The sequence below is a fragment of the Streptomyces sp. RG80 genome, assembly GCF_040446465.1.
Taxonomy (GTDB): domain Bacteria; phylum Actinomycetota; class Actinomycetes; order Streptomycetales; family Streptomycetaceae; genus Streptomyces.
In genome coordinates, this window is record NZ_JBEAAJ010000024.1 from 26,999 (window position 1) to 49,292 (window position 22,294).

The 22,294-nt window shown below is 68.2% G+C and carries 23 protein-coding genes and 2 pseudogenes; 16 read left to right on the forward strand and 9 right to left on the reverse strand.

The window, feature by feature from the left end; genetic code table 11:
• Positions 1–793 precede the first annotated feature (793 nt).
• From ABKA17_RS47160 to msrA, 6 genes and pseudogenes are all read left to right on the forward strand, one after another.
• Positions 794–1,366 carry a transcriptional regulator gene (locus tag ABKA17_RS47160; protein ID WP_353698653.1) on the forward strand — a complete coding sequence of 191 codons (573 nt, stop codon included), beginning with the start codon at positions 794–796 and terminating at the stop codon, positions 1,364–1,366.
• Between the two features lie 260 nt (positions 1,367–1,626).
• Positions 1,627–1,869, forward strand: a pseudogene (locus tag ABKA17_RS48055) (hypothetical protein); the annotation flags it as partial.
• 470 nt (positions 1,870–2,339) lie between these two features.
• Positions 2,340–3,611 carry a ParA family protein gene (locus ABKA17_RS47170; RefSeq protein ID WP_353698655.1) on the forward strand — a complete coding sequence of 424 codons (1,272 nt, stop codon included), beginning with the start codon at positions 2,340–2,342 and terminating at the stop codon, positions 3,609–3,611.
• Complete coding sequence (locus ABKA17_RS47175) at positions 3,608–4,636, forward strand: ParB/RepB/Spo0J family partition protein (RefSeq protein ID WP_353698656.1); 1,029 nt, start codon at positions 3,608–3,610, stop codon at positions 4,634–4,636. The genes ABKA17_RS47170 and ABKA17_RS47175 overlap by 4 nt, the downstream gene beginning before the upstream one ends.
• Before the next feature lie 348 nt (positions 4,637–4,984).
• Positions 4,985–5,821 carry a prephenate dehydratase gene (locus ABKA17_RS47180; protein WP_353698657.1) on the forward strand — a complete coding sequence of 279 codons (837 nt, stop codon included), beginning with the start codon at positions 4,985–4,987 and terminating at the stop codon, positions 5,819–5,821.
• A 105-nt stretch (positions 5,822–5,926) separates the two neighbouring features.
• Complete coding sequence (gene msrA, locus ABKA17_RS47185; protein WP_353698658.1) at positions 5,927–6,442, forward strand: peptide-methionine (S)-S-oxide reductase MsrA; 516 nt, start codon at positions 5,927–5,929, stop codon at positions 6,440–6,442.
• Between the two features lie 172 nt (positions 6,443–6,614).
• On the opposite strand, the gene ABKA17_RS47190 is transcribed toward msrA, so the two are convergent.
• Both ABKA17_RS47190 and ABKA17_RS47195 read right to left on the reverse strand, forming a co-directional pair.
• Entirely contained in the window at positions 6,615–6,842 is a 228-nt protein-coding gene (locus ABKA17_RS47190; protein ID WP_353698674.1) for a replication initiation protein, RepL2, read from the reverse strand.
• An 80-nt stretch (positions 6,843–6,922) separates the two neighbouring features.
• Positions 6,923–7,357, reverse strand: coding sequence for a MarR family transcriptional regulator (locus ABKA17_RS47195; RefSeq protein ID WP_353698659.1), 435 nt, complete (start codon positions 7,355–7,357; stop codon positions 6,923–6,925).
• A 903-nt stretch (positions 7,358–8,260) separates the two neighbouring features.
• Between ABKA17_RS47195 and ABKA17_RS47200 the strand changes: the two genes are divergently transcribed.
• Genes ABKA17_RS47200 through ABKA17_RS47210 form a run of 3 tightly spaced genes read left to right on the forward strand, consistent with a single transcriptional unit; the run spans position 8,261 to position 9,483 of the window.
• Positions 8,261–8,503, forward strand: coding sequence for a hypothetical protein (locus ABKA17_RS47200; protein ID WP_353698660.1), 243 nt, complete (start codon positions 8,261–8,263; stop codon positions 8,501–8,503).
• Positions 8,503–8,880: a fic family toxin-antitoxin system, toxin component gene (locus ABKA17_RS47205; protein WP_353698661.1), complete on the forward strand. Its 378-nt coding sequence runs from the start codon at positions 8,503–8,505 to the stop codon at positions 8,878–8,880. The genes ABKA17_RS47200 and ABKA17_RS47205 overlap by 1 nt, the downstream gene beginning before the upstream one ends.
• 12 nt (positions 8,881–8,892) lie before the next feature.
• Positions 8,893–9,483: a TetR/AcrR family transcriptional regulator gene (locus ABKA17_RS47210; protein WP_353698662.1), complete on the forward strand. Its 591-nt coding sequence runs from the start codon at positions 8,893–8,895 to the stop codon at positions 9,481–9,483.
• Between the two features lie 659 nt (positions 9,484–10,142).
• On the opposite strand, the gene ABKA17_RS47215 is transcribed toward ABKA17_RS47210, so the two are convergent.
• A complete protein-coding gene (locus ABKA17_RS47215) occupies positions 10,143–10,358 on the reverse strand; it encodes a DUF397 domain-containing protein (protein ID WP_353698663.1) in 216 nt (71 codons plus the stop codon).
• Positions 10,359–10,479: 121 nt separating this feature from the next.
• On the opposite strand from ABKA17_RS47215, the pseudogene ABKA17_RS47220 reads away from it, so the two are divergent.
• Positions 10,480–10,605: pseudogene (locus ABKA17_RS47220) on the forward strand (hypothetical protein); the annotation flags it as partial.
• A gap of 241 nt (positions 10,606–10,846) precedes the next feature.
• On the opposite strand, the gene ABKA17_RS47225 reads toward ABKA17_RS47220, so the two are convergent.
• On the reverse strand, positions 10,847–11,059 hold the full coding sequence (locus ABKA17_RS47225) for a DUF397 domain-containing protein (RefSeq protein ID WP_353698664.1): 213 nt from the start codon (positions 11,057–11,059) through the stop codon (positions 10,847–10,849).
• Positions 11,056–11,913, reverse strand: a complete 858-nt coding sequence (locus ABKA17_RS47230; protein WP_353698665.1) for a helix-turn-helix domain-containing protein — start codon at positions 11,911–11,913, stop codon at positions 11,056–11,058. Before ABKA17_RS47230 ends, ABKA17_RS47225 begins: the two co-directional genes overlap by 4 nt.
• A gap of 798 nt (positions 11,914–12,711) precedes the next feature.
• On the opposite strand from ABKA17_RS47230, the gene ABKA17_RS47235 reads away from it, so the two are divergent.
• The 3 genes from ABKA17_RS47235 to ABKA17_RS47245 are packed head-to-tail and all read left to right on the forward strand — an operon-like array spanning position 12,712 to position 14,400.
• Positions 12,712–13,344, forward strand: a complete 633-nt coding sequence (locus tag ABKA17_RS47235; RefSeq protein WP_353698666.1) for an ATP-binding protein — start codon at positions 12,712–12,714, stop codon at positions 13,342–13,344.
• Positions 13,345–13,348: 4 nt separating this feature from the next.
• Positions 13,349–13,744 carry a hypothetical protein gene (locus ABKA17_RS47240; protein ID WP_353698667.1) on the forward strand — a complete coding sequence of 132 codons (396 nt, stop codon included), beginning with the start codon at positions 13,349–13,351 and terminating at the stop codon, positions 13,742–13,744.
• Positions 13,744–14,400, forward strand: a complete 657-nt coding sequence (locus ABKA17_RS47245; RefSeq protein ID WP_353698668.1) for a hypothetical protein — start codon at positions 13,744–13,746, stop codon at positions 14,398–14,400. Before ABKA17_RS47240 ends, ABKA17_RS47245 begins: the two co-directional genes overlap by 1 nt.
• A 1,304-nt stretch (positions 14,401–15,704) precedes the next feature.
• Here the strand turns inward: ABKA17_RS47245 and ABKA17_RS48060 are convergent.
• Positions 15,705–16,511: a Ku protein gene (locus ABKA17_RS48060; protein ID WP_502994556.1), complete on the reverse strand. Its 807-nt coding sequence runs from the start codon at positions 16,509–16,511 to the stop codon at positions 15,705–15,707.
• A 24-nt stretch (positions 16,512–16,535) separates the two neighbouring features.
• Between ABKA17_RS48060 and ABKA17_RS47255 the strand changes: the two genes are divergently transcribed.
• A complete protein-coding gene (locus ABKA17_RS47255; protein ID WP_353698676.1) occupies positions 16,536–16,658 on the forward strand; it encodes a hypothetical protein in 123 nt (40 codons plus the stop codon).
• A 60-nt stretch (positions 16,659–16,718) separates the two neighbouring features.
• Positions 16,719–16,841, forward strand: a complete 123-nt coding sequence (locus ABKA17_RS47260) for a hypothetical protein (RefSeq protein WP_353698669.1) — start codon at positions 16,719–16,721, stop codon at positions 16,839–16,841.
• Positions 16,842–16,924: 83 nt separating this feature from the next.
• Here ABKA17_RS47260 and ABKA17_RS47265 read toward each other — a convergent pair whose 3' ends face one another.
• On the reverse strand, positions 16,925–17,806 hold the full coding sequence (locus ABKA17_RS47265; RefSeq protein WP_353698670.1) for a replication-relaxation family protein: 882 nt from the start codon (positions 17,804–17,806) through the stop codon (positions 16,925–16,927).
• 209 nt (positions 17,807–18,015) lie between these two features.
• On the reverse strand, positions 18,016–20,028 hold the full coding sequence (locus tag ABKA17_RS47270; protein WP_353698671.1) for an NACHT domain-containing protein: 2,013 nt from the start codon (positions 20,026–20,028) through the stop codon (positions 18,016–18,018).
• Positions 20,029–20,532: 504 nt separating this feature from the next.
• Here ABKA17_RS47270 and ABKA17_RS47275 point away from each other — a divergent pair.
• Positions 20,533–20,742, forward strand: coding sequence for a hypothetical protein (locus tag ABKA17_RS47275; RefSeq protein ID WP_353698672.1), 210 nt, complete (start codon positions 20,533–20,535; stop codon positions 20,740–20,742).
• A gap of 462 nt (positions 20,743–21,204) precedes the next feature.
• On the opposite strand, the gene ABKA17_RS47280 is transcribed toward ABKA17_RS47275, so the two are convergent.
• Positions 21,205–21,705: a hypothetical protein gene (locus ABKA17_RS47280; protein ID WP_353698673.1), complete on the reverse strand. Its 501-nt coding sequence runs from the start codon at positions 21,703–21,705 to the stop codon at positions 21,205–21,207.
• Between the last annotated feature and the right edge of the window lie 589 nt (positions 21,706–22,294).

Here is a 22,294-nt window from a genome sequence, read left to right on the forward strand (position 1 = left end):
GCACCCCCCACCAGCGACCGAAGCGACTGAGCGACCGGAACAGCCTAGCGAAGCAAGTGGGAGCGGAGAGCCCCCTGTGGAAAACAAAGATTCGATTCGTTTGATGGGCCCAGCGACTGACCGAGTCGGGGCCCAGCGACCGGGCGTTTTCAGTAGCCGCTCAGTCGTTCGGGGAAAACCACAGGTCAGTGACGTAGGAGAGACCAAAACAGCGACTGAAGCGACTGAGCGACCGTATATATGACGCGCACGCGCACACACACGCATACGCGAATGTCTTCATATACCTGGGACTTGAGTCGCTTCAGTCGCTGTCTCATAGGGTGTATGCCGTCTGACCTGGTACTTCTTCTCAGCGACCGAAGGCGACCCAAGCCGATGTCGGTCGCTGGTCTTCGGTCGCTGCCCGCCGCACAGGCCCACCCGCGGGCAGCGACCGAAGCGGGAGCCCTCAGCGACTCAGCGATCGAAGCGACTCAAGCGACTCTGGACCTGACCTGAAGGCGACCCGGGCCCTCCGTCCGAAAAGCACCGGTGCGGGCGTGTCCCTCGGACATCTCCGACTTTCAATCGCTTCAGTCGCTGTCTGCCTGCCGAAGCCGCCGTGACCTGGGTCGTCTCGAGGACGACCGGGAGCGACTCAAGGCCGCGCCGTCCCGGGCCCTGCGCGCCAACACCCCTGCCCCCTACTGGGGACTTCTCCCCCTCCTGGCCCATACTGATCTCCTGCAAGAACCCCGAGCCCGTCCAGAACCGCGGGCCGACACCCACCCGGGGCGAGGGAGGAGACGGCATGCCGGAGCGCACTCATCAGTTCGGCGTGTTCGGTGCCCGCGGCATCAAGGGCCACGAGGCCGTCGCCCGCCGCCTGGACGCCCTGGCCGGATACATCGTCACGCCGGTCACGACCCGCCGAGGTCTGCTGGCGCGCCTGCACTACCTCACCCGCAGCGAGCACGCCCGGGGCTCCGCGCGTGCCGCTGGTCTGACGGTCACGGACCGCACCCTCAAAGCGTGGCTCGACGGGAAGCGCAGTCCGGCGAGGAAGAACCTCGAACGCATCGAAACGGCGTACCGCACCGTCCGCCGCCACAACGTGGCTCGCTATCTCCTGGCCCGCCTCAACCGAGAAGGCCGCGGCACCCGCGTCGAGATCCACCCTCTCAACCAGTCACAGGTCCCCCGCCCCCGCCAGCGCGTGGTGGAGTTCCGCACCCTCAACATCCGCCACTGGGACCGCATCGTCGAGGCCTGGGCCACCGACAACATCCAGGCCCTCGACGACGCCTGGGTGGACCAGATCGTGGACCTGGGCTCGCAGTGGGGCCAGTACGAGTACGTCACCAACGTCGGGTTCGCGGCCTGAGTTGTGACCCGTGACGGTGCGTAGCCCGAGCCATAGACACGTATCTCTATGGGGTCGCAGGCCGGAAGGTCTCCTGGAAGACACCCTCAGACTCGCCCAGCAGTATGAGGACTTCGCGGACAAGACCCGCCTGCCCGGGCAGTTGCAGGACGAGCCGGCCGTAGCAGAGATGAAGCAAGTCCCGCGCGCAGCCTCTTCCCAGCGCCCGACACCCGAGCGGAATCGCTACGGCTGGCAAGAAAGCGACGGCGAAGTCGGATGCGTCGAGGAAGTCGCGCCAGCCTCTGCTTGGTGACCTCCTGGCGGATCTGCTCGGCAACCACGACGAGCCGCGTCTGGCAAAGGAGTTGCGTGATGAACTCCTTGAGAAGCACCCCCACCGCACCCCCACGCCTCAGGTCGTGCGGAACATCCTCGAGTCCCTCGCAGCCAAGGGACGCATCAGGCGGCACAAGCAGAAGCGGTCCGTGCTGTACACCCTCATGGAGCCGGACGCCGACTGACCCCCTCCCACCGCAGTCCCCATCTCTGGCCGAGGAGGGAGTAGCGTCATACAGCCCTCTTCCGCAGGAGCAGCCACTCCCCCACGGGACCGCTAGGCCTATTACGGCGTAATAGGCGACGGGCCAGTCCGCAGCTCGAGCAGTCCAAGCACCCCCCTATTACGCCGTAATAGGGGGGTGCGCCGCACCACCTCTCCCCTCCCGGGAACCAGCCACTCAGTCGCGGCACTCAAGCGCCGCTCTCTGCCCTCCTGGCCCAGCTGCTTAGGAAGAGGAACCCTCAAGACCCGCTGGCCTCCGGCTCGGTCGCCGCTTCAAGCACAGCTCCCCCACCGCCCCCTCTGATGTGCTGTGGCTATTACGCCGTAATAAGGGCGTCGGCCCCCTGTCTTGGCTCACCCGCAACCCAAACTCGCACTAACTAACGTGTCGCTACAGTAGATGATCTACGACGTTAGTAAGGTAGCGCCATGACTATGCCAGCCACCTCTGGCGACCGGGCCAAGGTCGTCTCCAAGCTGCCGGGATGGCTCCGGCAGAACCTCAAGGTCAGAACCGCCCAACTAGGCATCGAGATCCAGACCGCCGTCGAGCAGGGCATCGCCGCCTGGTGCGACCTTGCCTCGGCCACCGCTTCGGTCGACACCGCGGGAGCCGAGTCCTTCTCCACCTTCCTGCCACCAGGGCAGTGGGAGACGTTCCGAAGCGTCGCGGAGGGGCGTCGTGTCTCCCTCATTCAGGGTCTCGCCCAGTCCGTTCAGCTCTGGCTCGACACCAACCCGGCGCCCGACGTCCAACGTCCCGCCATCACCCGCCGCATCGTCGTCTGCAACCAGAAGGGCGGCGTGGGCAAGACCGCCATCACCGCCGGCATGGGCGAGGCGCTGTCGGAGGACCCCAACCAGCTCTTCCCGGTGCGCGTGGCCAAGGCACTGGTCGCCGCACTCCGGGCCGGTGACCCCGACGCCGAGGCCGACGTAGGCCACATCGACGCCGACCCCCTCGACATCGAGAAGCTCCCCGGACACGGACTCCGCGTTCTCCTGGTCGACTTCGACCCCCAGTGCCACCTCACCAACCAACTCGGCGCCGCCCCCCTGGCGATGAACGGTGACAGCCTCACCAACCACATGGCTGGCGACCCCAAGGGCGAGTTGAAGGACCTGATCGTCTCCATCGACGAGGACCACTTCGGTGGCCGACTGCACCTCCTGCCCGCATGCCATGACGCCTTCCTCCTCGACGTACGCCTGTCCGCGGTGCGCGCCCGCGAGGCCGCCCTCGAGCGGGCCCTCACACCGCTCGAAGCCGATTACGACGTAATCCTCGTGGACTGCCCGCCCAGCCTCGGCCTCAGCATGGACGCAGCCGCCTACTACGGGCGCCGACGGGACGGCGAAAGGCCGGGCCAGTCCGGAGCGCTCATCGTCGTCCAGGCTGAGGACAGCTCCGCTGACGCCTACGACCTGCTGACGAACCAGATAGAGGATCTCCGCAACGACCTCGCCCTCGACATCGACTACTTGGGCATCGTCGTCAACCTCTACGACGGTCGGCGCGGCTACATCGCCACATCCTCGCTTCAGGGATGGGTCGACATAAAGGATCCGCGCGTCGTCGGCCTCATCAACGACCTCAAGGAACAGAAGGAAGCCGTCCGCATGAAGCAGCCACTGCTGAGCTACGCGCCCGCCTCCCAGCAGGCCGTCGCCATGCGCGCACTGGCCCGGGAGATCTCATGAGCAAGGCCGACCAACTGGGAGCAGGCCGCTTCGGAGGAGGTGCCCGGCCTGTCAGCGCCCGCCGGACCGCCATCGGTGCCGCCACCGGCGTACCCACAGAAGGAGTGGCAGCTCCGACCCGACTCCCGGTCAGGCGAATCAGCCCCAACCCCGAGAACCCGCGCTCCGCCCTCGGTGATCTGACCGACCTCGCAGGCAGCCTCAAGGAGCACGGCCAGAAGCAGGCTCTCACGGTCATGAACCGGGACGCCTACGTCAAGGCCAACCCAGCGCGCGAGAAGGACCTCGAACCCGACACCACCCACGTCGTCGTGGACGGCAGCAGCCGACTGGCAGCCGCCCGCGAGGCGGGCCTCACGCACCTCAACGTCATGGTCGACGACGAGCAGGGGAGCGACGGCGACGCCATCCTCGAGTCCGCCCTCGTCGCGAACATCCACCGAAGCGACCTCGACCCTCTCGACGAGGCACGGGCCCTGCAGCGCCTGCTCGCCATCCACGGGTCGCAGGTCAAGCTTGCCAAGCGGCTGAGCAAATCCCAGGGTTGGGTCTCCCAGCGCCTGGCTCTGCTCAACTTGAGCCCTGAACTCCAGGCAGCAGTGGGGGAGGAGCCCGTCGAACTCCTGCGGTCCGTCGCCAAGGAACCGCACGACCGGCAGGGAGCAGTCCTCCAGGAGCTCAAGGCCGAGCGTGCTCGCAAGGACGCCGAGCGGCGGGTGCCCGTACCCGCACCGGCCGCACCCTCCGAAGACCCCGCGCCGGAAGTTCCAGTGCCTTCCCAAGCCGTCGGCGAGCCGGCAGCCGTCGAGGAGGCGCCTGTTCCCCAGGCAGCCGACACCACGTCCGGCGATGCGAACCCACTGAAGGAAGACGCCGGAACGGCTCGCCGACTCCCTTACGACGACGGCGCGTTCATCGCCATGCATCTCATCCAGAAGATGAACGGCACCGAGTTCGACAAGATGCTGGACATCCTCAACGAGCATCAGAACCAGCGAGCCGGATCTCGGCCCCCTGCTTCCTGATCATCACCTCTGTGGTGGGCACGAGCAGTGCTCGTGCCCACCACAGAGGTCTCTCCCCCTATTACGGCGTAATAGGGTCTCTGGCTATTACGCCGTAATAGGGGGAGAGGGCTTCGCCTGGCCGTCCGACGAGCAGCTGCTCACCACGCGCACCCAAACAGGCCAGTCCAGACACGGTCCACCATGTGGTCGCCATGGCAACCGCACCCGCGTGGACGTCAGACTGAAGCAGCGCCTGGTACCCCTGGTGATCCTCATCGAGGCCGGTTCACCGACACTCCGCCGGCGCACTACGTGACGGAGCTTCTGGTGCCCACGACAGGACCTCCCTCAGGAAGGCTGAACACGGTGACGACCGCCGCATACCAAGGTGAACCCGGCTCCAACTCGGCGACCGCCGCACACGCCCTCTGCCCCGAGGCCGACGAGCTGCCTTGCACGGGCTTCGAGCAGGCCCTGGAAGCCGTGACACTCGGCGACGCCGACGTCGCCGTGATCCCGGTGGACAACTCCGCAGCCGGGCGCGTCGCCGACGTACACCATCTGCTGCCTGAGTCGGGGCTGTTCATCGTCGCCGAGTACTTCCTCGCCATCCGCTTCGACCTGATGGGCGTACCCGGCGCGACACTCGACGACATCGAGTGCGTACGCAGTCATGTGCACGCCCTCGGACAGTGCCGCAAGGTGCTACGAGAGGGCGGATGGCGCACCCTCGTCAGCGACGACACCGCCGGAGCCGCCCGCGAGGTGGCCGAGCTCGGCGACCCGCGACACGGGGCGCTCGCCCCGCCCGCCGCAGCCGAGCTCTACGGCCTCGAGGTGATGCGCCCCGAGGTCGAGGACGACCCCGACAACACCACTCGGTTCGTCGTCCTGTCCCGGGACGCCGCCCTGGCTCCGCACACGGGGGAGCCGACGATGACGAGCCTCTTCTTCTGCGTGCGCAACATCCCCAGCGCCCTGTACAAGGCGCTCGGCGGCTTCGCCAGCAGCGGCGTGAACCTCACCAAGATCGAGAGCTATCAGATGGGCGCAGGGTTCAACCCGAGCCGTTTCTACGTCGAGATCGAAGGCCACCCCGACGAGGAGCACGTCGCCCTCGCCTTGCACGAGCTGCGCTTCTTCTCCACCGAGGTACGCATTCTCGGGGTCTACCCAGCTCACCCGCACCGACTGAAGAGCTGACGGCCCCCTTCACTGGTCGAAACGACGCCCGAGGTACGACCTTTCCGGACCGACGTGCGAGCCTGGAACCTGCGCGAAAAGACGCGAACGGAAAGGTGAGGTGCCATGAGCGACGCCGAGGAGAAGGCGCTGTTGGCAGGCGGCTGCTTCTGGGGCATGCAAGAGCTGATCCGGGCCCTGCCCGGGGTGAAGGACACCCGGGTCGGCTACAGCGGCGACAACGACAAGCCCAACGCCACCTACCGCGACCACGGAAAGCACGCGGAGTCGATCGAGATCACCTTCGACCCCACGGCCACCGACTACCGCACGATCCTGGAGTACTTCTTCCAGATCCACGACCCGAGCACGAGGAACCGCCAGGGCAACGACATCGGCCTCAGCTACCGCTCCGCGATCTTCTACTTCGACGACGAGCAGCGCCGCATCGCGCAGGACACCATCGCCGATGTCGACGCGTCCGGCCTGTGGCCGGGACCGGTAGTGACCGAAGTGGTACCGGCTGGCCCCTTCTGGGAGGCGGAACCGGAGCACCAGGACTACCTTCAGCGCTACCCGAACGGCTACACCTGCCACTTCCCGCGCCCGAACTGGCGCCTGCCCCGGCGCAACGCATCCTGACTCACGGAGCGTCTCCCGAGCCGCCTGAAAGGCGCCGCACCAGATCCAAGGTGCGGCGCCTTCTCGACGCTTTCAGGCGCGCATCCCGACATGCTGACCGACCGAGAAGTCGTTTCACATGAACGATACGTACATGCCTGGGTCGGAACTCCAGCGATCAGCCGGTGAGCTTTTAGAGTGCGCGCCGCATGGGCACGACGTTCTCCTCACCCGTCGCGCGGGGAGTCAGTCGGTAATAGACGATGTTGGAGAACCGGTCTGACTGCTCCAACCAGCCGGCTTCCACCAGCTGCCGCCGCATCCGGGAAAACACGGTGGGTGTCATGTCGACCTCTGCCGCCAGTTCCTGTCCTGTCATACGGACTGCACCGGCCCGGTCGGTCGGCATCATCGCGTACATGAGGACGATCAGCCGCTGGCTCGCGGACAGGCCTGCGGTGCGCCGCAGCAGCGTGCGGTAGTACGTGCCGTTGGTTGCGTTCACTGGCCCTCCCAGCCCCGCGGCCCCGTTGCCGTCCATCCTGGGATGTCGGGCGGATTCCAGTCCCTCACCGCTTCCCTCTGTTCGAGGCCTGATCCATGGAAAGCGATGTATGGACTGATCCTGTACAGCTTGATCCTGCCCAGTTTCCCAGTCTCGACGATGAGACGGTGCCTGGCCAACTTCTTGATAATCCGCCCCAGGGCGTCTGGCGTCATACCGACTTCCTCGGCGATGTCCTTACCGGTTCGCTGGACCGGTTCCATCCCCGGAGGCGAGACGCCGATGAACCACAAGACCATGAACTTCTCAGCCGGCGTGAAGCCCGACGACTTGCGCGTGATCGCGCGCACTCGCTCCTTGTCGACGGTGGCATGCCAGCCGCTGTAGGCGTACGGGGCGGTGGGGACGTCGTTGCCGAACTCATCGACCACGCGCCGTACGGGCCGTGCTGATGCCAACGTTCCTCCGAACCTCAGGCATTGCTGATCGAGCGATGCGAACCGACTCAGGGATCGGCTGAGATGAACCTAACGTACATGCACCTCCCGTCAATGCATTCCGCTCCCTCGGTCGTGTCGCATGTCCGCCAAAGCCATCCATCCGAGAGAAGCGAGAGCCTGATCTCCGGCCCCAGACATGTACTTCACGTTCATCTCAACAGATCTCAGGATCGGTTGCACCCGACCCTACGATCGGGTGCAACCGATCCTGAGGTCGGGTAACCCGAGGCTGCGATCGGGTTACCCGACCTCAGGATCGGTGAGAACCTCACATATTCGCAGGTCAGAACGTTATTAGTTCGGCGTCCTCTTATACAGGGTGAACTCAGTTCAGCTCCGACCTCACCTGCCCCACCATCTCCCCACACATCAGTGGTGCATGTGGCTTCGCGTGCGGCTCCGTACAGCTCCTACAGGCAGTGGACGGCAGCAACGGCTCTGAGTCTCGGGTGGTGCCGACCGTGACGGACAAACAGCAACAGCAGGCGTGGTTGCGGCCATCGTTGGGTGCCGCCGCACGGCCCTAGGGGGCCACGCGGCTGGGTGACCTCCGCACGCTGAACTCCGGCTCCCGCTTTCAGGGGTTCCCGTTCCGGGGCTGGGCTTGGGGACGGGCAGGTGGTAGCGGCAACCGTCTGTGTCTGGCGGGCTGTTACGGATGCCTGGACCTTGCCTCCACCGAGCACCAGTACCAGGTACCAGGTACCAGTCTTCAAGGACTCAGGACAGTGGGTCGTAGGGGGTAGGACTTGGTAGGGGAGTGGGAAGGTGTTTGAGACCTTCGCCCGTGTATAGCGCCCCCAAAGATCTGGTAACGGCTGTTACCATGCTCATATGGCAAAGACCCAACTGGGCGCCCGCGTCGACGACGAGGTCGCCGAGCTAGCCAAAGCCCGCGCGAAGGACCGTGGCCTGAGCGTCGGCGACTACATCGCCGCCCTCGTCCGCGAGGACACCGACGGCCTGCGCGCCCGCGGCCTGGACGCAGCCCGCCGCTTCCTCGACGAACACCAGACCCTCTTCGACGAGGCTGAGGACGCCGACCGCGCCGCCGCCCCGGGAGCCCACGCCGCCTGATGGACCTGCACATCGACGTTCCCTGGATCCTTCAGGTCGCCGAGCTCGCCGGCGCCCGCGACCCCGCCCCCGACGACTACGGCATCCCGGTCGCCGCCGTCGCCGCCCACCGCGCCGAACTCCTTGACCAGCCGGTCTACGACGGCCCGTACGCCCGGGCCGCCGCCCTCGTCCACGTCCTCGGCCACTGCCGCTGGCTGGAACGCTCCAACATGGCCGTCGCAGCCGCCACCGGCGTCATGTACCTGGAAGCCTCCGGCATCCCCCTCAAACCCACCCGCGACGACGCCCTCGCCCTGCGCGACCTGCTCCGCGACCCCGCCTGCACCACCGCGAGGATCGCCGCCCAGCTGCGCACCTGGCCCACGGCCACCTGAAAGGGCAGAACCATGGCGCGCGCAGGACTGACCGCACAACGCCTCACCGACGTCGGCGCGGACCTGGCCGACGAGATCGGCTTCGACCAGGTCACCGTCTCGGAACTCGCCCGCCGCCTCGACGTCAAGGTCGCGAGCCTGTACTCGCACGTGAAGAACTCCCACGACCTCAAGACCAGGATCGCCCTCCTCGCCCTGGAGGAACTCGCCGACAAAGGCACCACCGTCCTCGCCGGCCGGGCGGGCAAGGACGCCCTCACCGCCCTGGCCGACGTCTACCGCGACTACGCCCGCGCACACCCCGGCCGCTACGCCGCGACCCAGATGAGACTCACCCCCGAGTCGGCAGCGTCCAGCGCTGGCGCGAGACACGCCCAGATGACCCGGGCGATCCTGCGCGGCTACGACCTGACAGAACCCGACCAGACCCACGCGGTCCGTCTCTTGGGCAGCACCTTCCACGGCTACATCAGCCTGGAGATGGGCGGCAGCTTCAGCCACAGCGCCCCCGACACCCAGGAAACCTGGACCTGGGTCCTCGGCGCCCTCGACACCCTGCTGCGCGACTGGCCTACCACCCCACACCCTGACCAGCCGTCATAAGGCCTACGACGACGCCCCGCTGCCTTCCACCACCGCCTCCTGCGCCCGCGACCGCCCGACCTACGGACGGGCGGCCACCAGCGCGAGCCCCGGAAAGGCCATCGCGGCGTGGAACGCCAGCGCGAAGGCGTTCACGGACACCGACCACGCGCCGACCCCCGCGTAGGCGACGGCCACACCGAGGTTGGACCACGCGCACACTAGGGCCCGTCTTCAAAGATCATCGGATGGTGGATCATGGCGGAGGGATACGCCGTCATGAACTCACCGTGAGCGCAGTACCGGCACGCTGAGTCCGCCGCTGTCAGTCCCGCGAGTGAAGCGGAGCCTTAGAAAAAGATCTCCGGAGGACCTATACCCGTCCCGGGTTCCCTGCGCGATGAACTGGATGGCAGGCATGGTCGATGGGGAACAGGGGCAGACGCCCGCGCACTCCCAGCCGCTGATCCCGTACACCACGACAAGGGACACCATCCGCCAAGTCCCGTGCCGAGCTCGCTCGGACGACCGCCGTCGTACTGCCTGCGCAGAAGGATGCGCGCGACCGCACAGTCGACCAGGTGCCCGCTCTCGTGTAACCGGGGAAGCGGCATGGCACTGCACAAATACGGGAGGGGCCGCCCCGATCGGGGCGGCCCCTCCTTCGCGCACGGGTTGTGTCAGACGGTCTGGCCTGCCATGCCGCCGATGAAGGCGGCGAAGGCCTGCGCGTCGAGGGCGAGGTGAGGGCCGGCATGCACCTTGGAGTCCCGCACGGCCACCCGGCCGTCCGGCACCTGCGCGACTTCCACGCAGGCGCCGTTTTCGGAGCTGTACGAGCTCTTGTACCAGGCAAGAGAGCGTGCGTCGTACGGGTGCAGGGTGGGACAGTTCATGATCATTTCTCCTCTGCGGCCAGGGATTGCAAGAGTGTCGCGGACTCCTCGGGGTCGAGTGCGGCCGCCCTCAGGCGGTCGAATACGTCGACCAGCGACCGGACTTGCCGGTCTTTCTCCAATGAACAGCAAGAAGGAGTCCCTTGTGTCGCTGGCGCCGCGCTTCGATCTGGTGCGCGAGGACGACCTGATCGTCTTGGACACGGTTGCCACCCACGTAACGGAGCCCGGCGCCCGCCCCCTCTGAACAAGATCACAAAGAGTCTTCACGATGGGACTCGGGCGCCAGCCTTGCTCCTCAAGCACGCCGAACTGCTGGACGGGGATGCAGTGGGTACAAGGAGGCAGTCCCAGTATCGACCACGAAGGTCCGACCACGGGCACGATGCGATAACCCCGCGCACACTCCCGCCGACAACTGTCCGTGCCTGTACCGGGCCTGAAGCGCGCACGGTCGAAGCGCTCCTCTTTCGTGTGCCGATATGGCGTCAGGTCGGGATGTTGAACTCGCCGCGGCCAGCGCCGTCGAGGAAGCATGTCCAGACGTGGGCGGAGACGATGAAGGGAGGGTTGCTCGGGTCTTCGTTGTCCCGCAGTGCTACCCGGCCGTCGTCGAGGAATGCAACCTCCAGGCATCCGCCGCTGCCGGAGGAGGCCGAGGCCTTGAACCAGTTCAAGCCGTCAAGGTTGGTGTTGCTCATGGTTTCTCCCTGACGGCTGTCCGCAGGAGAGCCGCCGAATCGTCGGGGTCCAGCGCGTGTGCCCGCAGCAGGTCAAGTGACCGGCTGAACTTCTTCACGTCATGTGGTCGGTCGAGGTACAGGTTTCCGGCCGGTGAGTCGACGTAGGCCACGGGCGGCGCATCCTCGAACTCCAGGATGGCAAAGGCCCCGCCCAGGCCGGGGTGTGCCCCCTTGGTCATCGGCATCATCTGCAACGTCACGTTGGGCAGAGCCGCCATCTCTAGGAGGTGTCCGATCTGCTCGCGCATGACGCCGGCGTCACCGATCGGGCGCTGAATCACGGTCTCGTCGAGGACCGCCCACAGCTCCAGCGGATTGCCGTCCTGCCTTGTCAGGAGTTCGGCGCGCTTGGTCCGCAGGTTCACCAGGTCCTCGATGTCGAGAGGGCGGTTCGCGGGCCAGGCCGCCAGGATCTCGCGCGCGTAGCCCGGGGTCTGGAGGAGTCCGTGCACCAGCACCGGCTCCCACGCCCGTTCGGTCGTTGCGTCACTCTCGAATGCCAGCAGAGGCTCAAGTCCGCTTGGGAGAACTTCCCGGTAGCCGTCCCACCAGGCTGATCCGCCGGTAGCGCCGCTCGCGAGGTTGCGCAGAGTCTGGATTTGCTGCTCATCGGAGATCTCGAACAGCTCGCAGAGGGACGTCAGTTCGTCGTCGCGCAGGCGGGTGCGGCCGGAGCCGGTCTCGATGCGGCTGACCCGGGTTTCGCTGCACCCCAGATGCCGTGCCACGTCGGCGGCTTTCAGGCCGCGGGACTTTCGCAGCCGGGCCAGCTCTGAGCCGAGCTGACGTCTGTTGGCCGCCGTCTGTGCCACTCGCCATCGCCTCCCTCGCGTGCGCAGCGTACGCGCAACTTGCGCAGCTTCCTGCGCACAGTCTGCCTCACCCGGCCTTTGTGCTGCACACACGGGCCCGACCTCCCTGATGCATATTCCGCATGCATGTGCGTACTTGCTGGAAACCTGTCGAGAACTTGCTGCGCACTTGCGCAGCAAGTGCGCATAGGGTCACTCTAGGGCCTGTTGAACACGACAGGTAGCGGGCCGGTTGCACACAGCCCGCAGGTGATCGGGAGCGCACATGCCACCGTTGGCGCAGGCCACAGCCCAGGGCCACTACTCGGCTGTTCCCGCCGACGCTGACATCTGGGCGGGGTTGCTTGACTCCCTGCGGATGACGGGAGAGCAGGGCCGGCAGTTGCACGGCCACGCCGGCGCCCGCCGTCCGCGCTCAATCGCCGCCGACACGATGTCCCTCGCAACCGAGCGAGGCCATCCCCTGGGGCCGCTGATCAACCTGCCGCGTCGATGCGTCGAGGTCCTAGTGCCGCGCGGCTCGGCCGCCGCCTGGCCGCTCCTGCAGCGGCACACGGTCTGTTCGGCTACTGCCCTGATGAGGTGTCCGGCCCCCCAGGTGACCCGGGCAAGCGGCCGATGGGTGGCAGGCCGGACCCCGACACGCTCACCCGGCACCATTCCCGCCACCACCAGCGCCGTTGCGCTCGCCGCAGCCGTCCCCGAGGTGCTGGCCCGGTGGCGCGACGTCCTCAGAGGGCGGATCGAGGGATGGGCCGACGACCGCCCCACACCAGCCCGCAACAGAAAGGAGCGGCCATGACCGACCCCGAAGGCGTCGCCAGCACCGAGGCCCCGCCGCTGGAAATCGTCTGGGGTCCGTTTCCCCAGGCACGGCCCGCACCGTCACCCGGCTTGACCGGCCCCGCGAACCGACCGCCGCGCCAGGTGTCGACGGTTCAGTCCCTGGACCAAGTCCGCCGCTTTCCGGGGCACGACCTGCGTACACCGGCCGAGGCCCGCACTTGGGCGGCCGAGGTCTGCCGGGTGTGGCACGTACCGCACCGGCTCGTCGAGGACTTGACGCTCATTGTCTCGGAGCTCGCCACCAACACGGTCACGCACGCCAGCGGGCCGGACATCTGCGTCGGTGTCTCCCTCACCGCCCTCGAGGTGTGGGTGATCGTGGTGGATCAGGGACCGCACCGACGGCTCCAGCCGCAGCAGGCTGCCGCCGACGACGCACACGGCCGTGGCCTGTTCCTCGTCGACGCACTCGCGACCCGCTTTGAGGCCACCCCCGCAGGAGACGGCACAGCCGTACGTGCCTGCCTCCCGCTCCCAGGCTCGCACCAGGACACCGCCGCCCCCACCATCCACACCCCCACGCCTGACGGCTCCGCCCCCCACCCTCTGGAAGACGCCACCGATGCCGCCCGTAGCCATAACTGACCCCGTGGCCGTGACCCGCCAGCGGCGCCTGTCGGAGGCCATCCGCTGGACATGGCCCGTCACTGACGTGGTAACGGACCTGGTCTGGGACTGCGTGGCCAGCGCCTACACCAGGTGGGGCACGCCGGAGCACCAGGCCGATCTACTGGCCGATCTCGCCGTCGATTTCGTCATCGCGGTGCTGAAGGCCACACCTCAGCCGTATGTGACCGTGACCGTGGCGTGCGATGGGGTGCGCGCCACGGTCAGCGTTATCCCGGCGGTGCTCCCCGAACGCACTGCCGTCGTTCCTCTGCCCTGCCGCGACGTGGTCATGGAGAGCTCTTGGGGCGAGGCCCGCTTAGGTCCCGGCCTGTACCGATACGCCATCGTCAACCTGAGTCCCTGGCGGAGGAACTGATGCCCTCAGCAACGAGGAGCGAGACCCGCCGGTACGCAACCGCCGACCCGGACACGGCCGAGCGGGCTGCGCTCGACGCCGGTGCGGTTCTGGGGGGATGGCAGGTCCCCACGCGGATCGTCGAGGCCCTCGTTACGCGCACCCGTGACCTCGTCGCCGAGGCCGTCGAGGGGTACGCAGGGGACCGGGTCATCGTCACGACCATCCATGAGGGCCGCCACGCCGAGGTGCACGTGATCGACAGCGCCCGCCGGCGCGAGACCCGCCACTACTCCACTACCAAGCCGACCACGATCGAGCGCGCCGCACTCGATGCCGGTGCGGTGCTGGGGGGATGGCAGGTCCCCACGCGGATCGTCGAGGCCCTCGTTACGCGCACCCGTGACCTCGTCGCCGAGGCGGTCGAGAAGCACACAGGGGACCGGGTCATCGTCACCACCACCCTCGATCAGGGCCGGGCCGCCGTGCACGTCCTCTCCGTCGCGTGCAGTCAGGACCACTACGACCTGATCGACCCGGCCACCACCGCCACCCTCCACGAGTCGGCCCGCTACTGGGGCGCCACCACGCCCCCACCCTGCATGTGCGCGACGCTCGCCCTGCCGGGCGACGACTGGCCCACCCAGAGGCTGTTCATCACCACCGGCCACCCCTAGACCCGCGGGTCCGCGCCCCCGTCGCGGACCTGCGGTGTGTCCCTGCCCGGACTCCCCGTCACCACCCGGGCAGGGGCACTGCCCCGCCCATCCCAGGACAGAGAGCGTCATGACACACACCGAACACCTGGCCCTTGCCGCCGACGGCCTGCGCCTGCTCGCCGCACCCGGCCATCACCCGTGGCTGAAGGTCGCCCGGACGCCGCCGAAGTGCCACTGCACCTCCACGCCGCCTTACAGGAGCACGAGCGGCGGGACGGGCTCCCAGCAGCGGAACAGGTGGCGCTCATCGCGGCCATCGTCGACGGGCACCTGAGCCTCCGCCTCGGTTCGGCCGGGCTCCACCAGAGCGGAGGGCCTTCAGTAACCACCCGCTTGTCTGCCAGGTGACTGAGTTCGTACGCCACCGGCCACCTGACGCCCGGGCCGCACCGCGGACCAGGACCCGCACCTTCGTGCCATCCGCCGGCACCTGCTCGGCGGCCGCAGCCTTCTCGACAGCGGACTCCTGCTGGACCGAGCCGACCGAATGAGGCGCCCTCGCCTGCGGCAGCAACCGGCACCGCGTAGTAGCGCACCGATCCGCCGTCGTACTGCGCAGCCACCGTCACCGACCACCTCCCGCCGGAGCGCTGCGCACTGCCGTCACCGAATGCGGCGACTGCGCACCCGTGGCCGGATTCGGCATCACGACGCCGGGTGCCAGTGACTGCGCAAGCCGCGTCTGCGCACTCATGGCGTGGTTGCGCTACTGCGCAACCACGCACTGACGAACAACTGTGTCGGCGACGCCTCAGAAGTTCGCACGACGCCGACACAACTGCGCATGGCCACTCGGGTCGGCGGCGAGTGCCGGCGTGCGCACGGCAGGGAGCGGGGCCGGGGGTAGCCGTCTCGACCATGGTCGGGATGGAGGCGACGGCGCCCCCAGGGCGATCGGGCCGGCCCCGACGACGGTCTAAACCGCCAGGCGCGAGAGGCGGGCACGGCGCCGCATCGTCTCCAGCCGGGCGCCGGCCGCCATTGCAGCAGCCGCCTCACTCCGGGGCCTGCTTGGCACGGGACATGGTCAAACTCCATGGTCAGAACGGACGTTGCTGACCTTGAGGAAAACCGTCGGCCTCGACCAGACCACGGGTTCGCCGCGAACAATTGAGCGGCAACCGGGGCCAGCCCTGCACGGCGCGCCAGGATCGCTGTGCGACCACCCGCGTGCGGCCACCCGACCCCGCCAACCGATACGTAGACACACCCCGCCCGGGCCTGACCGGGCACCTGCGCAGTGCCCCACCCGGACCTGCGCATCACACCGGCCGGCCAGCGCACGGTAGCCGTCCCACTTCAACTGCGCAGCCCACCCCGCGGGCAGCACGGGGTCGTTGACCGGTATAGCGCGCATCGGCTCGGGCAGTGGCCAGGCGGGTGTGGGCGAGGGCATGCTCAACGCCTTCCACCTCTGGGGCCTTCTGCCAGCACGAGACCCACGGAAGGCCACGCGGACAGCCTGCGCAATCGCTGCGCAGCGTGCCGGTGTCCAACGCGCAGCGCCAGCACACCAGACGCACTCCGGTGCGCAACGGTCTAGGTCGCTGCGCAGTCTGCGCAATCGCGGGGCGGTGGCTGGCTTCGTGCGATGCGCAGTGACCAACCCGATTGCGCAGCCTTTCGGACGTGATGACTGCGCAGGTCTGTGACCTGCATGGTCTGGTCCGTGGTCGGGAGTGGTGGGGGGTGGTGGGGGCCGTGGTCTGGTCTGTGGTCGGGGGCGGTTGAGCATCGTGGTCGGGGGAGGGGATGGACGCACACAGGCAAGGCCACGCGCACACCGGCCCAACTCCCGGCTCGGCCGCATCGAGGGATGGCCAGGCGCTCTCGATGGCCTTCGCTGTCGGCAGCCGCAGATCGCTCAGATCCTCGTCGGTGATCGCCACGACCTGGTCGCGGGCGTACTCGTATCCTTTGCCGGTCTCGGCCTGGGTGACCTCGCGGTCCTCGAGCTCGCACACCTTGCGCACTCGCACCCGGCGGCGGGACGTACGAGATCGGACCGCCGTGCAACCCGACCGCGGTTGAGCGGGTGTGTGGAGTGACCGCTTCGAGCGGTTCACCATCTCGATCCCTATCAGGAGGAGACAGTGCGTAAAGCCGTACTCGGCCTCTTCATAGCGCTGACGGCGGTGCTCGCCGTCGTACCGCTGGCCAGTGCCGACCAGACCCAGACCGTGGCCTGCTGCGGTAAGCCCCCTGGCCAACCGTAGGCAGCCGCCGGTGGAGGGGCGCTCCATCCGGATCTTCCCTCAACTCGACGAGGAGGTGTGATGCGTAAAGCCGTCATCGGCTTGTTCCTCGCCCTAGCGGCGGTGCTCGCGGTAGTACCGCTCGCCGGCGCCGAACAGTCCCGGACCGTGGCCTGCTGCGGTATGCCGCCCGGCCATCCGTAACAGCGCGCTCTGCGGGCCCCCGACCACGGCTGTGCCCGGCCGTGGTCGGAGCCCGCACAGGATGGGCCGGGTGGGTCCTCGCTTCATGCGTGCCAGCTGGTCTGCTGTTCGGGGTTGGTGAGGGGCCGCCAGACGGGCGCGGAGGGCCCGTCACGGAGCAGGTCGGTGAGGGAAGCGGCCAGCATCGGCACCTCGGCACGGAAGCCAGGCCCGGCGAGTCCGACGCCGGCGGCGAGGGCGCTGATGCGGTTGGCCACCCCGGTCGGGCCGGTGGCGTCCAGGACGAACAGCAGGCGTGGGAACTTGCGGTAGCGGCGTTGCCAGGCCTGCTCCAGCGGCTGCTGCCCGCCCCGGGGCCGGCCGACGGGAACCGGTACGTACTCATACAGCCGCTGATAGGCGTGGATCTTTGAGGCGAGGCGTTCGGGGCCCATGGTGGCCCGGTCGATCTCGACGAACGCCCGCAGCATCGACCATCCTTCGCCGTCGTCCCGCTCGCGCCGGTAGTAGAGCAGCGCGTCCGGTATCACCGCCTCCCCGCCACCAAGGGAGTGGTAGACCTCGGGAATCCAGTCCAACGGCCGACACACATCCCCACGCCGACGGGCGTCCTGCACGAACGCCAGGCCGGTCTCGGTCACGGTCAGGGAGTGCCCGACTTTCAGCCGGGCGGCGGTGCGGTCAGCACCCAGCTTCGCCGGCTGCCACTCCCGCAGTTCCGGCCACTCGGCGGCGACCTCGGCGCCGTAGTGGGTGGCGAACCAGGCCCGCGTCCGGCCCGCCTGAGGCAACGTGACCCGGTCCACGAGCCCTTCATCCCGCAGCTTCGCCAGGCGGCGCCGGGTCTGCTCGATCCGCACACCCGGCGCGATCAACACATGCATCTGCTCGGTCGTCGCCATCCGGTACTGCGCCAGCACCGCCAACGCCAGCCGGTCCCCACCACCCGCATCCACCTTCACCATCACCCGACGCCTCCCGTACAAGGCGGCACCACCGATTGCGGCGCCGCGCGTACGGGACAGGCCAGCAGCCGGCCCCGACCAGGAAGCAGACCACCAGGGCCCGACCAGCGTCACGATGCGATAACCCCACCCCCGACCACGCCCACAACCCCACCCACGTACGGAGTTGAGCGGCGTGGCGACGTCCAGCAGGGCGACGTTCCCTGCGCTCAGGGCAGGTCTGGGGGTTGGGGGTGTTGACGGAGCCAGTGCTGGAGTTCGCGGTGGCGGTATTGGTAGGCGGGTCCGCTGTAGCGCATGAGTCCTGCGGTGACGGCCCAGTCCAGGAACAGGCCGAGCCGGAACGGTAGGTGGCGGCGCGAGCAGAGCAGGAACACCGCATACCGCCGCGAAGCCTGCGCGCCGCTCAAGAGCGCGGTCGCGAGCCCGAGTGGGAGCCCGAGTGCGAGCCCGAACGCGAGCCCGCCTGTGAGTCCGGCTGCGAGCCCGGTCCCGAGGCCGACCGCGAGCCCGCACGTGAGCCCGGCCCTGGCGTCACTCCTGATGACGGCCCGGGCTCCGAGATTTGTGCCCGGCTCCCGCGTGAGCCCGCCGGCGAGTCCGAGTCCGAGCCCGACTCCGAGCCCGGTTGTGAGTCCGGCCGCGAGCCCAAATGTGGGCCCGATCATGAGCCCGCCCACGAGCCCGACCGTGAGCCCGAACGCGAGCTCCCTGGGTCCTTGAGGAGTCCTGAGCGGGTTCGCCGCACTCGTGGGGTGGTCGGTTGTGGTGGCGAGCGCTCCGGAGATGAGGGCAAGTCCAGTAGCCAGGGCGGTCAGCCCTGTCAGCCGTAGGGGGGCTGTCCAGGCGAGGGGGAGGAGGGTGAGGGTGGTGAGGAGGGCGTCGGTGGTGCGGACACGGGTGCGTCCGGCGAGGGGCCACAGTTCGTGCAGGACGAGGTCGGTGGCCTCCGTAGCTGTGGGGGCCGTGGCCGAGAGCGTGCCGGTGGGGTCGAGGTGGGTGGTGAGGCGGTGCAGCCAGCGGTGGACGTCCTGAGGGGCGTAGCCGCGAGGGTTGGGAACAGTGCGGGTGGCGGCGGGGATGTACCGGGCCAGGAGGTAGCCGTCCAGGGCGATGACGTCGGGGAGGGTGAGGAGTTCGGCGGGGTCGCCGTCACGGTGGTAGACGGTGGCGGTCAGGCACAGCCGCCAGGGGGTGGACAGCGCCGTTGCCAGGAGGCCGCCAGGATGGGCGGTCAGATGGTCGAGCAAGGGCTGCCAGCGGGCCGGGTTGAGGGCGCGGTCGGCAAGATAGGCACGGGCGTCGCTGGTGTGGACGGGGGCGATGGCGATGCGGGCAGCGTCCAGGACCTCGATATGCGTGGCCAGGGTGTCGTAGTGGTGGGTGCGGCAGGTCAGGATGAGAGGCCCGGCATCACGGCCGCGTTGGTAGGCGTTGAGGGCGCGTACGACGGCGGTGGCGCGGGGCGCGGCGGGGTCGGGGGAGCCGTCGGGGGCCAGCGGGTCCATCTCGTCCAGGCCATCCAGGACCGGCAGCACCATGCCGTACCGGACCAGACCGGCCGCCAGGTCGATGGGCCAGTCGTACGCCTCGACCAGCCGCTGCTGCAACAGATCGGGCAGGGACTGGTGTTCGGTGTCCCACCGGGACAGTGGGATCCGGACCGGGACGGGGGCGTCCTCGGCTCGGCCGTCGATGAGGGCCAGCATCAGTTCCAGGGCCAGGACGGTCTTGCCCGCGCCGGCGGCGCCGGTGACGACCAGGCGCAGCGGCTGGGTGGCGCGGTAGTAGGTGACGATGTCCGGCAGCGTCACCGGGCCCGGTCCGTCGGTGGTCAGGCGTCCAGCAGCCGGCGCCACGGCTGGGCGGGCCGCGGCGGGGTGGAGGTTGTAGGTGAGGTTGATGCGCCGGGTGTCGTCGCCCAGCAGCTGCCGCCACACCCCGCTCTCCCCGTCCTCGACCTGCCGGGCCAGCGTCGCGGCCCAACCACGCGCGAGCTCAGCATCGTTGCCCTCGATGGGCTTGCGCAGCGCCACCACCGCGACCACCAGCCCGGCCACGCCCAGGGGCAGGCCCAGCAGCCCGGCCGTGTCGGACGGTTCCAGACCGCCGTGCATCAGCTGCCGAATTGCGTACACGGCGCTCGCCATGATCGCCAGGGCGCCCAGAGTCCCGATCGCCTGCCATTTACGCCGTCGGCGGCGTCCCCTGAGTCCTGCCATCTTCCGATCATCACCACCGTGATCCCACCACGCAGGCGACTTCTCTCACCTGTGACCAGGCGGACGAACAACCCGTCAGCCCAGACATCCCAGGCGTCTGCGAACGCCCGCCACCGACCGGGGCAGGCCCAGTTGACCAGCGTCCTGAGCCCCGCCACGACGCTCAGGTTGCGATAACCCCGCCCCCGACCGCACCCGCATCCCCACCGGCTACCCCTCCCACAACCCCGCCGACAACTGTGTGCGCCCCTACCGGGCCTGACGGTGTATCCGCAGTTCACCACCCCTGACCAGGCGTGGTCTGCAGCCCGACATCCCCCTCTGCACACCCCCACGCCCCCGACGAGACAAGAAGGAAGGGAAAGGGAAGGGCGGGGACGGGTGAGGGTGCGCCTCGGGGGATCGGGGCGCCGTCCTCTTAGTGTTGCGCGTCGGCGGGGCCTCCGCGCTCGGCGCCGGACGCAGCCGGCGCAACAGGCCGGGCACTGGCAGCGTGGGGCGCCGTTGAACCTCCTCGCCAAGCGCGCTTCCCTGTCCGACCGCACACCTGCGCTCAGTCCGCTCGACGGATTCACCGCGAAGCGCGAGCGACGCGATCACAGCGCGCAGCCCGCCGACGCCGGCCCGCGCGGCCCGGCGCAGCACAACCCCGGCAGATCAACCGACGCGATCAAAAGGCACCCACCAACCCTGCGCCGGGAAGACATCGCCTAGGATAGAAGATGCTTCTTTGAGGGAAGCACTGCTGGCGGGGATTTCCGGCCCGGGTTTGCCGACCCACCGGATTCGCTATTCCCCGCCAGCAGGCAAACTTCAACAACACACAGGGAACAGCGAAATACGGCACCAATAAGGGCGCCTGCATATTTTCGCTCCACTTCCCGAATTCTTTGCGCGCGGTCTGCTCCGCAGACACGGGGCGCCGCCGCTACGCGGCGGAGACCCCGGGCTGCTCCGCGCCCGGACGAGAGCAGCGGTGGCATCGCTACGCGATGCACGACGTAGGGGGCGGCCCGTTGATGCGGGCCACCCCCTACTTGGTCTCTACGACGCTTCGCGTCGTCGTGGGTGGGGGTGCCGGGTCCCTTGACCGGCACCCCCACCCACCCTGCCCCGCCCGGCGGTCCACGGAGCAGGGTGCGGGCCAGGTCGCCATCCCAGCCCGCCCCGGGGCAGCTACAGGACGGTGTAGGCGACGGGCGGGTAGACCGCCTCGCCCTCATCCTTGTCGCTGCCGTGCAGCCCGAACGCATCCAGGAACACGGCCGGTTCGCGGTCGCCGATCAGCGCGGCCGCCTCGGACGCAGTGCACTCGTTGAGCGTGCAGTAGGCCAGATGCCAGGCCCGGATCACGGACGCGCCCTCCGTGCCCTGCGCAGGCGAACGCAGGAACAGCGTGCCGTACGACAGCGGCTGCGCCAGCCCGACCATCAGCAGAAACGCCATGTTGTCCAGGTACTTCTCCTCGGCGCCCACCAGGTCATCCGGGCCGCCCTCACCCTCCACGCTCAGCGGGAGCGCCGCGCACAGCGGCTTCTCCTGGCCGTCCATGGTCACGCCCAGCCGCACCATATGCTCGCCCGGTGCCAGCTGGCCCATCAGACGGGCCAGCACCCCATAGGCCTCCTCGCGGGCCTCCGCGATCCGGGTCGGAGAAATCGGCTTCAGCTTCGCCATTGCACTACCCCTTCGCTTACTTTGAGGGAATTTCCACCCGGTGAGGTTGCCGCCTCACCGAACGCAGTAATTCTATTACGGCCCCAGACCCATCGGAATAGAGCGATCAATCAAGCAGGGGCGGAATTAGGACAGTTACTGTTCGTGACTCCCATACAGGCCCGGAGGACATGCGAAGTGAACCCAGAATGCAGCCGAGACGCGAAATGACACACCCCGCAAGGAAGCTGACCCAACGTCAACACCAGACCCTCAAACGGGGAGAGGAGGGTGGCTCTTAATCCCAAAACTCATCTGGCACCCACTTTGACGCAGAGTCTGATGCGCAGTGAGGACTGCGACCCTCCCCAACTCGCCCAGAGGACCGGCCCTTTGCAGCCAGCCGCCTTTATGGCAGGCCCGGAGGGCATGCCGGGTCTCGTACAGGACTGCGGAGCAGGCCGGCACGAGACGCATCTGACCGAAGTGATGTTGTGTGTTGTTGTGTCGGTGGGGTCTCGTCATTGAGTTGTCAGTGCTTGGGATGGTTTTTAGGCAGGCCAGGGCGGGTTCTTGTGGCTGACTCATGATGTGGCTCGGTTGCTGTCAT

What these genes read in the sequence shown, in the direction of transcription:
- ABKA17_RS47205 (WP_353698661.1), top strand. Translation starts at nt 8,503, where the DNA reads ATGGACCTGCACATCGACGTTCCCTGGATCCTTCAGGTCGCCGAGCTC.
- ABKA17_RS47260 (WP_353698669.1), top strand. Translation starts at nt 16,719, where the DNA reads ATGCGTAAAGCCGTCATCGGCTTGTTCCTCGCCCTAGCGGCGGTGCTC.
- ABKA17_RS47225 (WP_353698664.1), bottom strand. Translation starts at nt 11,059, where the DNA reads ATGAGCAACACCAACCTTGACGGCTTGAACTGGTTCAAGGCCTCGGCC.
- ABKA17_RS47170 (WP_353698655.1), top strand. Translation starts at nt 2,340, where the DNA reads ATGACTATGCCAGCCACCTCTGGCGACCGGGCCAAGGTCGTCTCCAAG.
- ABKA17_RS47270 (WP_353698671.1), bottom strand. Translation starts at nt 20,028, where the DNA reads ATGGCAGGACTCAGGGGACGCCGCCGACGGCGTAAATGGCAGGCGATC.
- ABKA17_RS47160 (WP_353698653.1), top strand. Translation starts at nt 794, where the DNA reads ATGCCGGAGCGCACTCATCAGTTCGGCGTGTTCGGTGCCCGCGGCATC.
- ABKA17_RS47210 (WP_353698662.1), top strand. Translation starts at nt 8,893, where the DNA reads ATGGCGCGCGCAGGACTGACCGCACAACGCCTCACCGACGTCGGCGCG.
- msrA (WP_353698658.1), top strand. Translation starts at nt 5,927, where the DNA reads ATGAGCGACGCCGAGGAGAAGGCGCTGTTGGCAGGCGGCTGCTTCTGG.
- ABKA17_RS47280 (WP_353698673.1), bottom strand. Translation starts at nt 21,705, where the DNA reads ATGGCGAAGCTGAAGCCGATTTCTCCGACCCGGATCGCGGAGGCCCGC.
- ABKA17_RS47235 (WP_353698666.1), top strand. Translation starts at nt 12,712, where the DNA reads ATGACCGACCCCGAAGGCGTCGCCAGCACCGAGGCCCCGCCGCTGGAA.
- ABKA17_RS47200 (WP_353698660.1), top strand. Translation starts at nt 8,261, where the DNA reads ATGGCAAAGACCCAACTGGGCGCCCGCGTCGACGACGAGGTCGCCGAG.
- ABKA17_RS47215 (WP_353698663.1), bottom strand. Translation starts at nt 10,358, where the DNA reads ATGAACTGTCCCACCCTGCACCCGTACGACGCACGCTCTCTTGCCTGG.
- ABKA17_RS47190 (WP_353698674.1), bottom strand. Translation starts at nt 6,842, where the DNA reads ATGTACGCGATGATGCCGACCGACCGGGCCGGTGCAGTCCGTATGACA.
- ABKA17_RS47175 (WP_353698656.1), top strand. Translation starts at nt 3,608, where the DNA reads ATGAGCAAGGCCGACCAACTGGGAGCAGGCCGCTTCGGAGGAGGTGCC.
- ABKA17_RS47245 (WP_353698668.1), top strand. Translation starts at nt 13,744, where the DNA reads ATGCCCTCAGCAACGAGGAGCGAGACCCGCCGGTACGCAACCGCCGAC.
- ABKA17_RS47265 (WP_353698670.1), bottom strand. Translation starts at nt 17,806, where the DNA reads ATGGTGAAGGTGGATGCGGGTGGTGGGGACCGGCTGGCGTTGGCGGTG.
- ABKA17_RS48060 (WP_502994556.1), bottom strand. Translation starts at nt 16,511, where the DNA reads ATGGTGAACCGCTCGAAGCGGTCACTCCACACACCCGCTCAACCGCGG.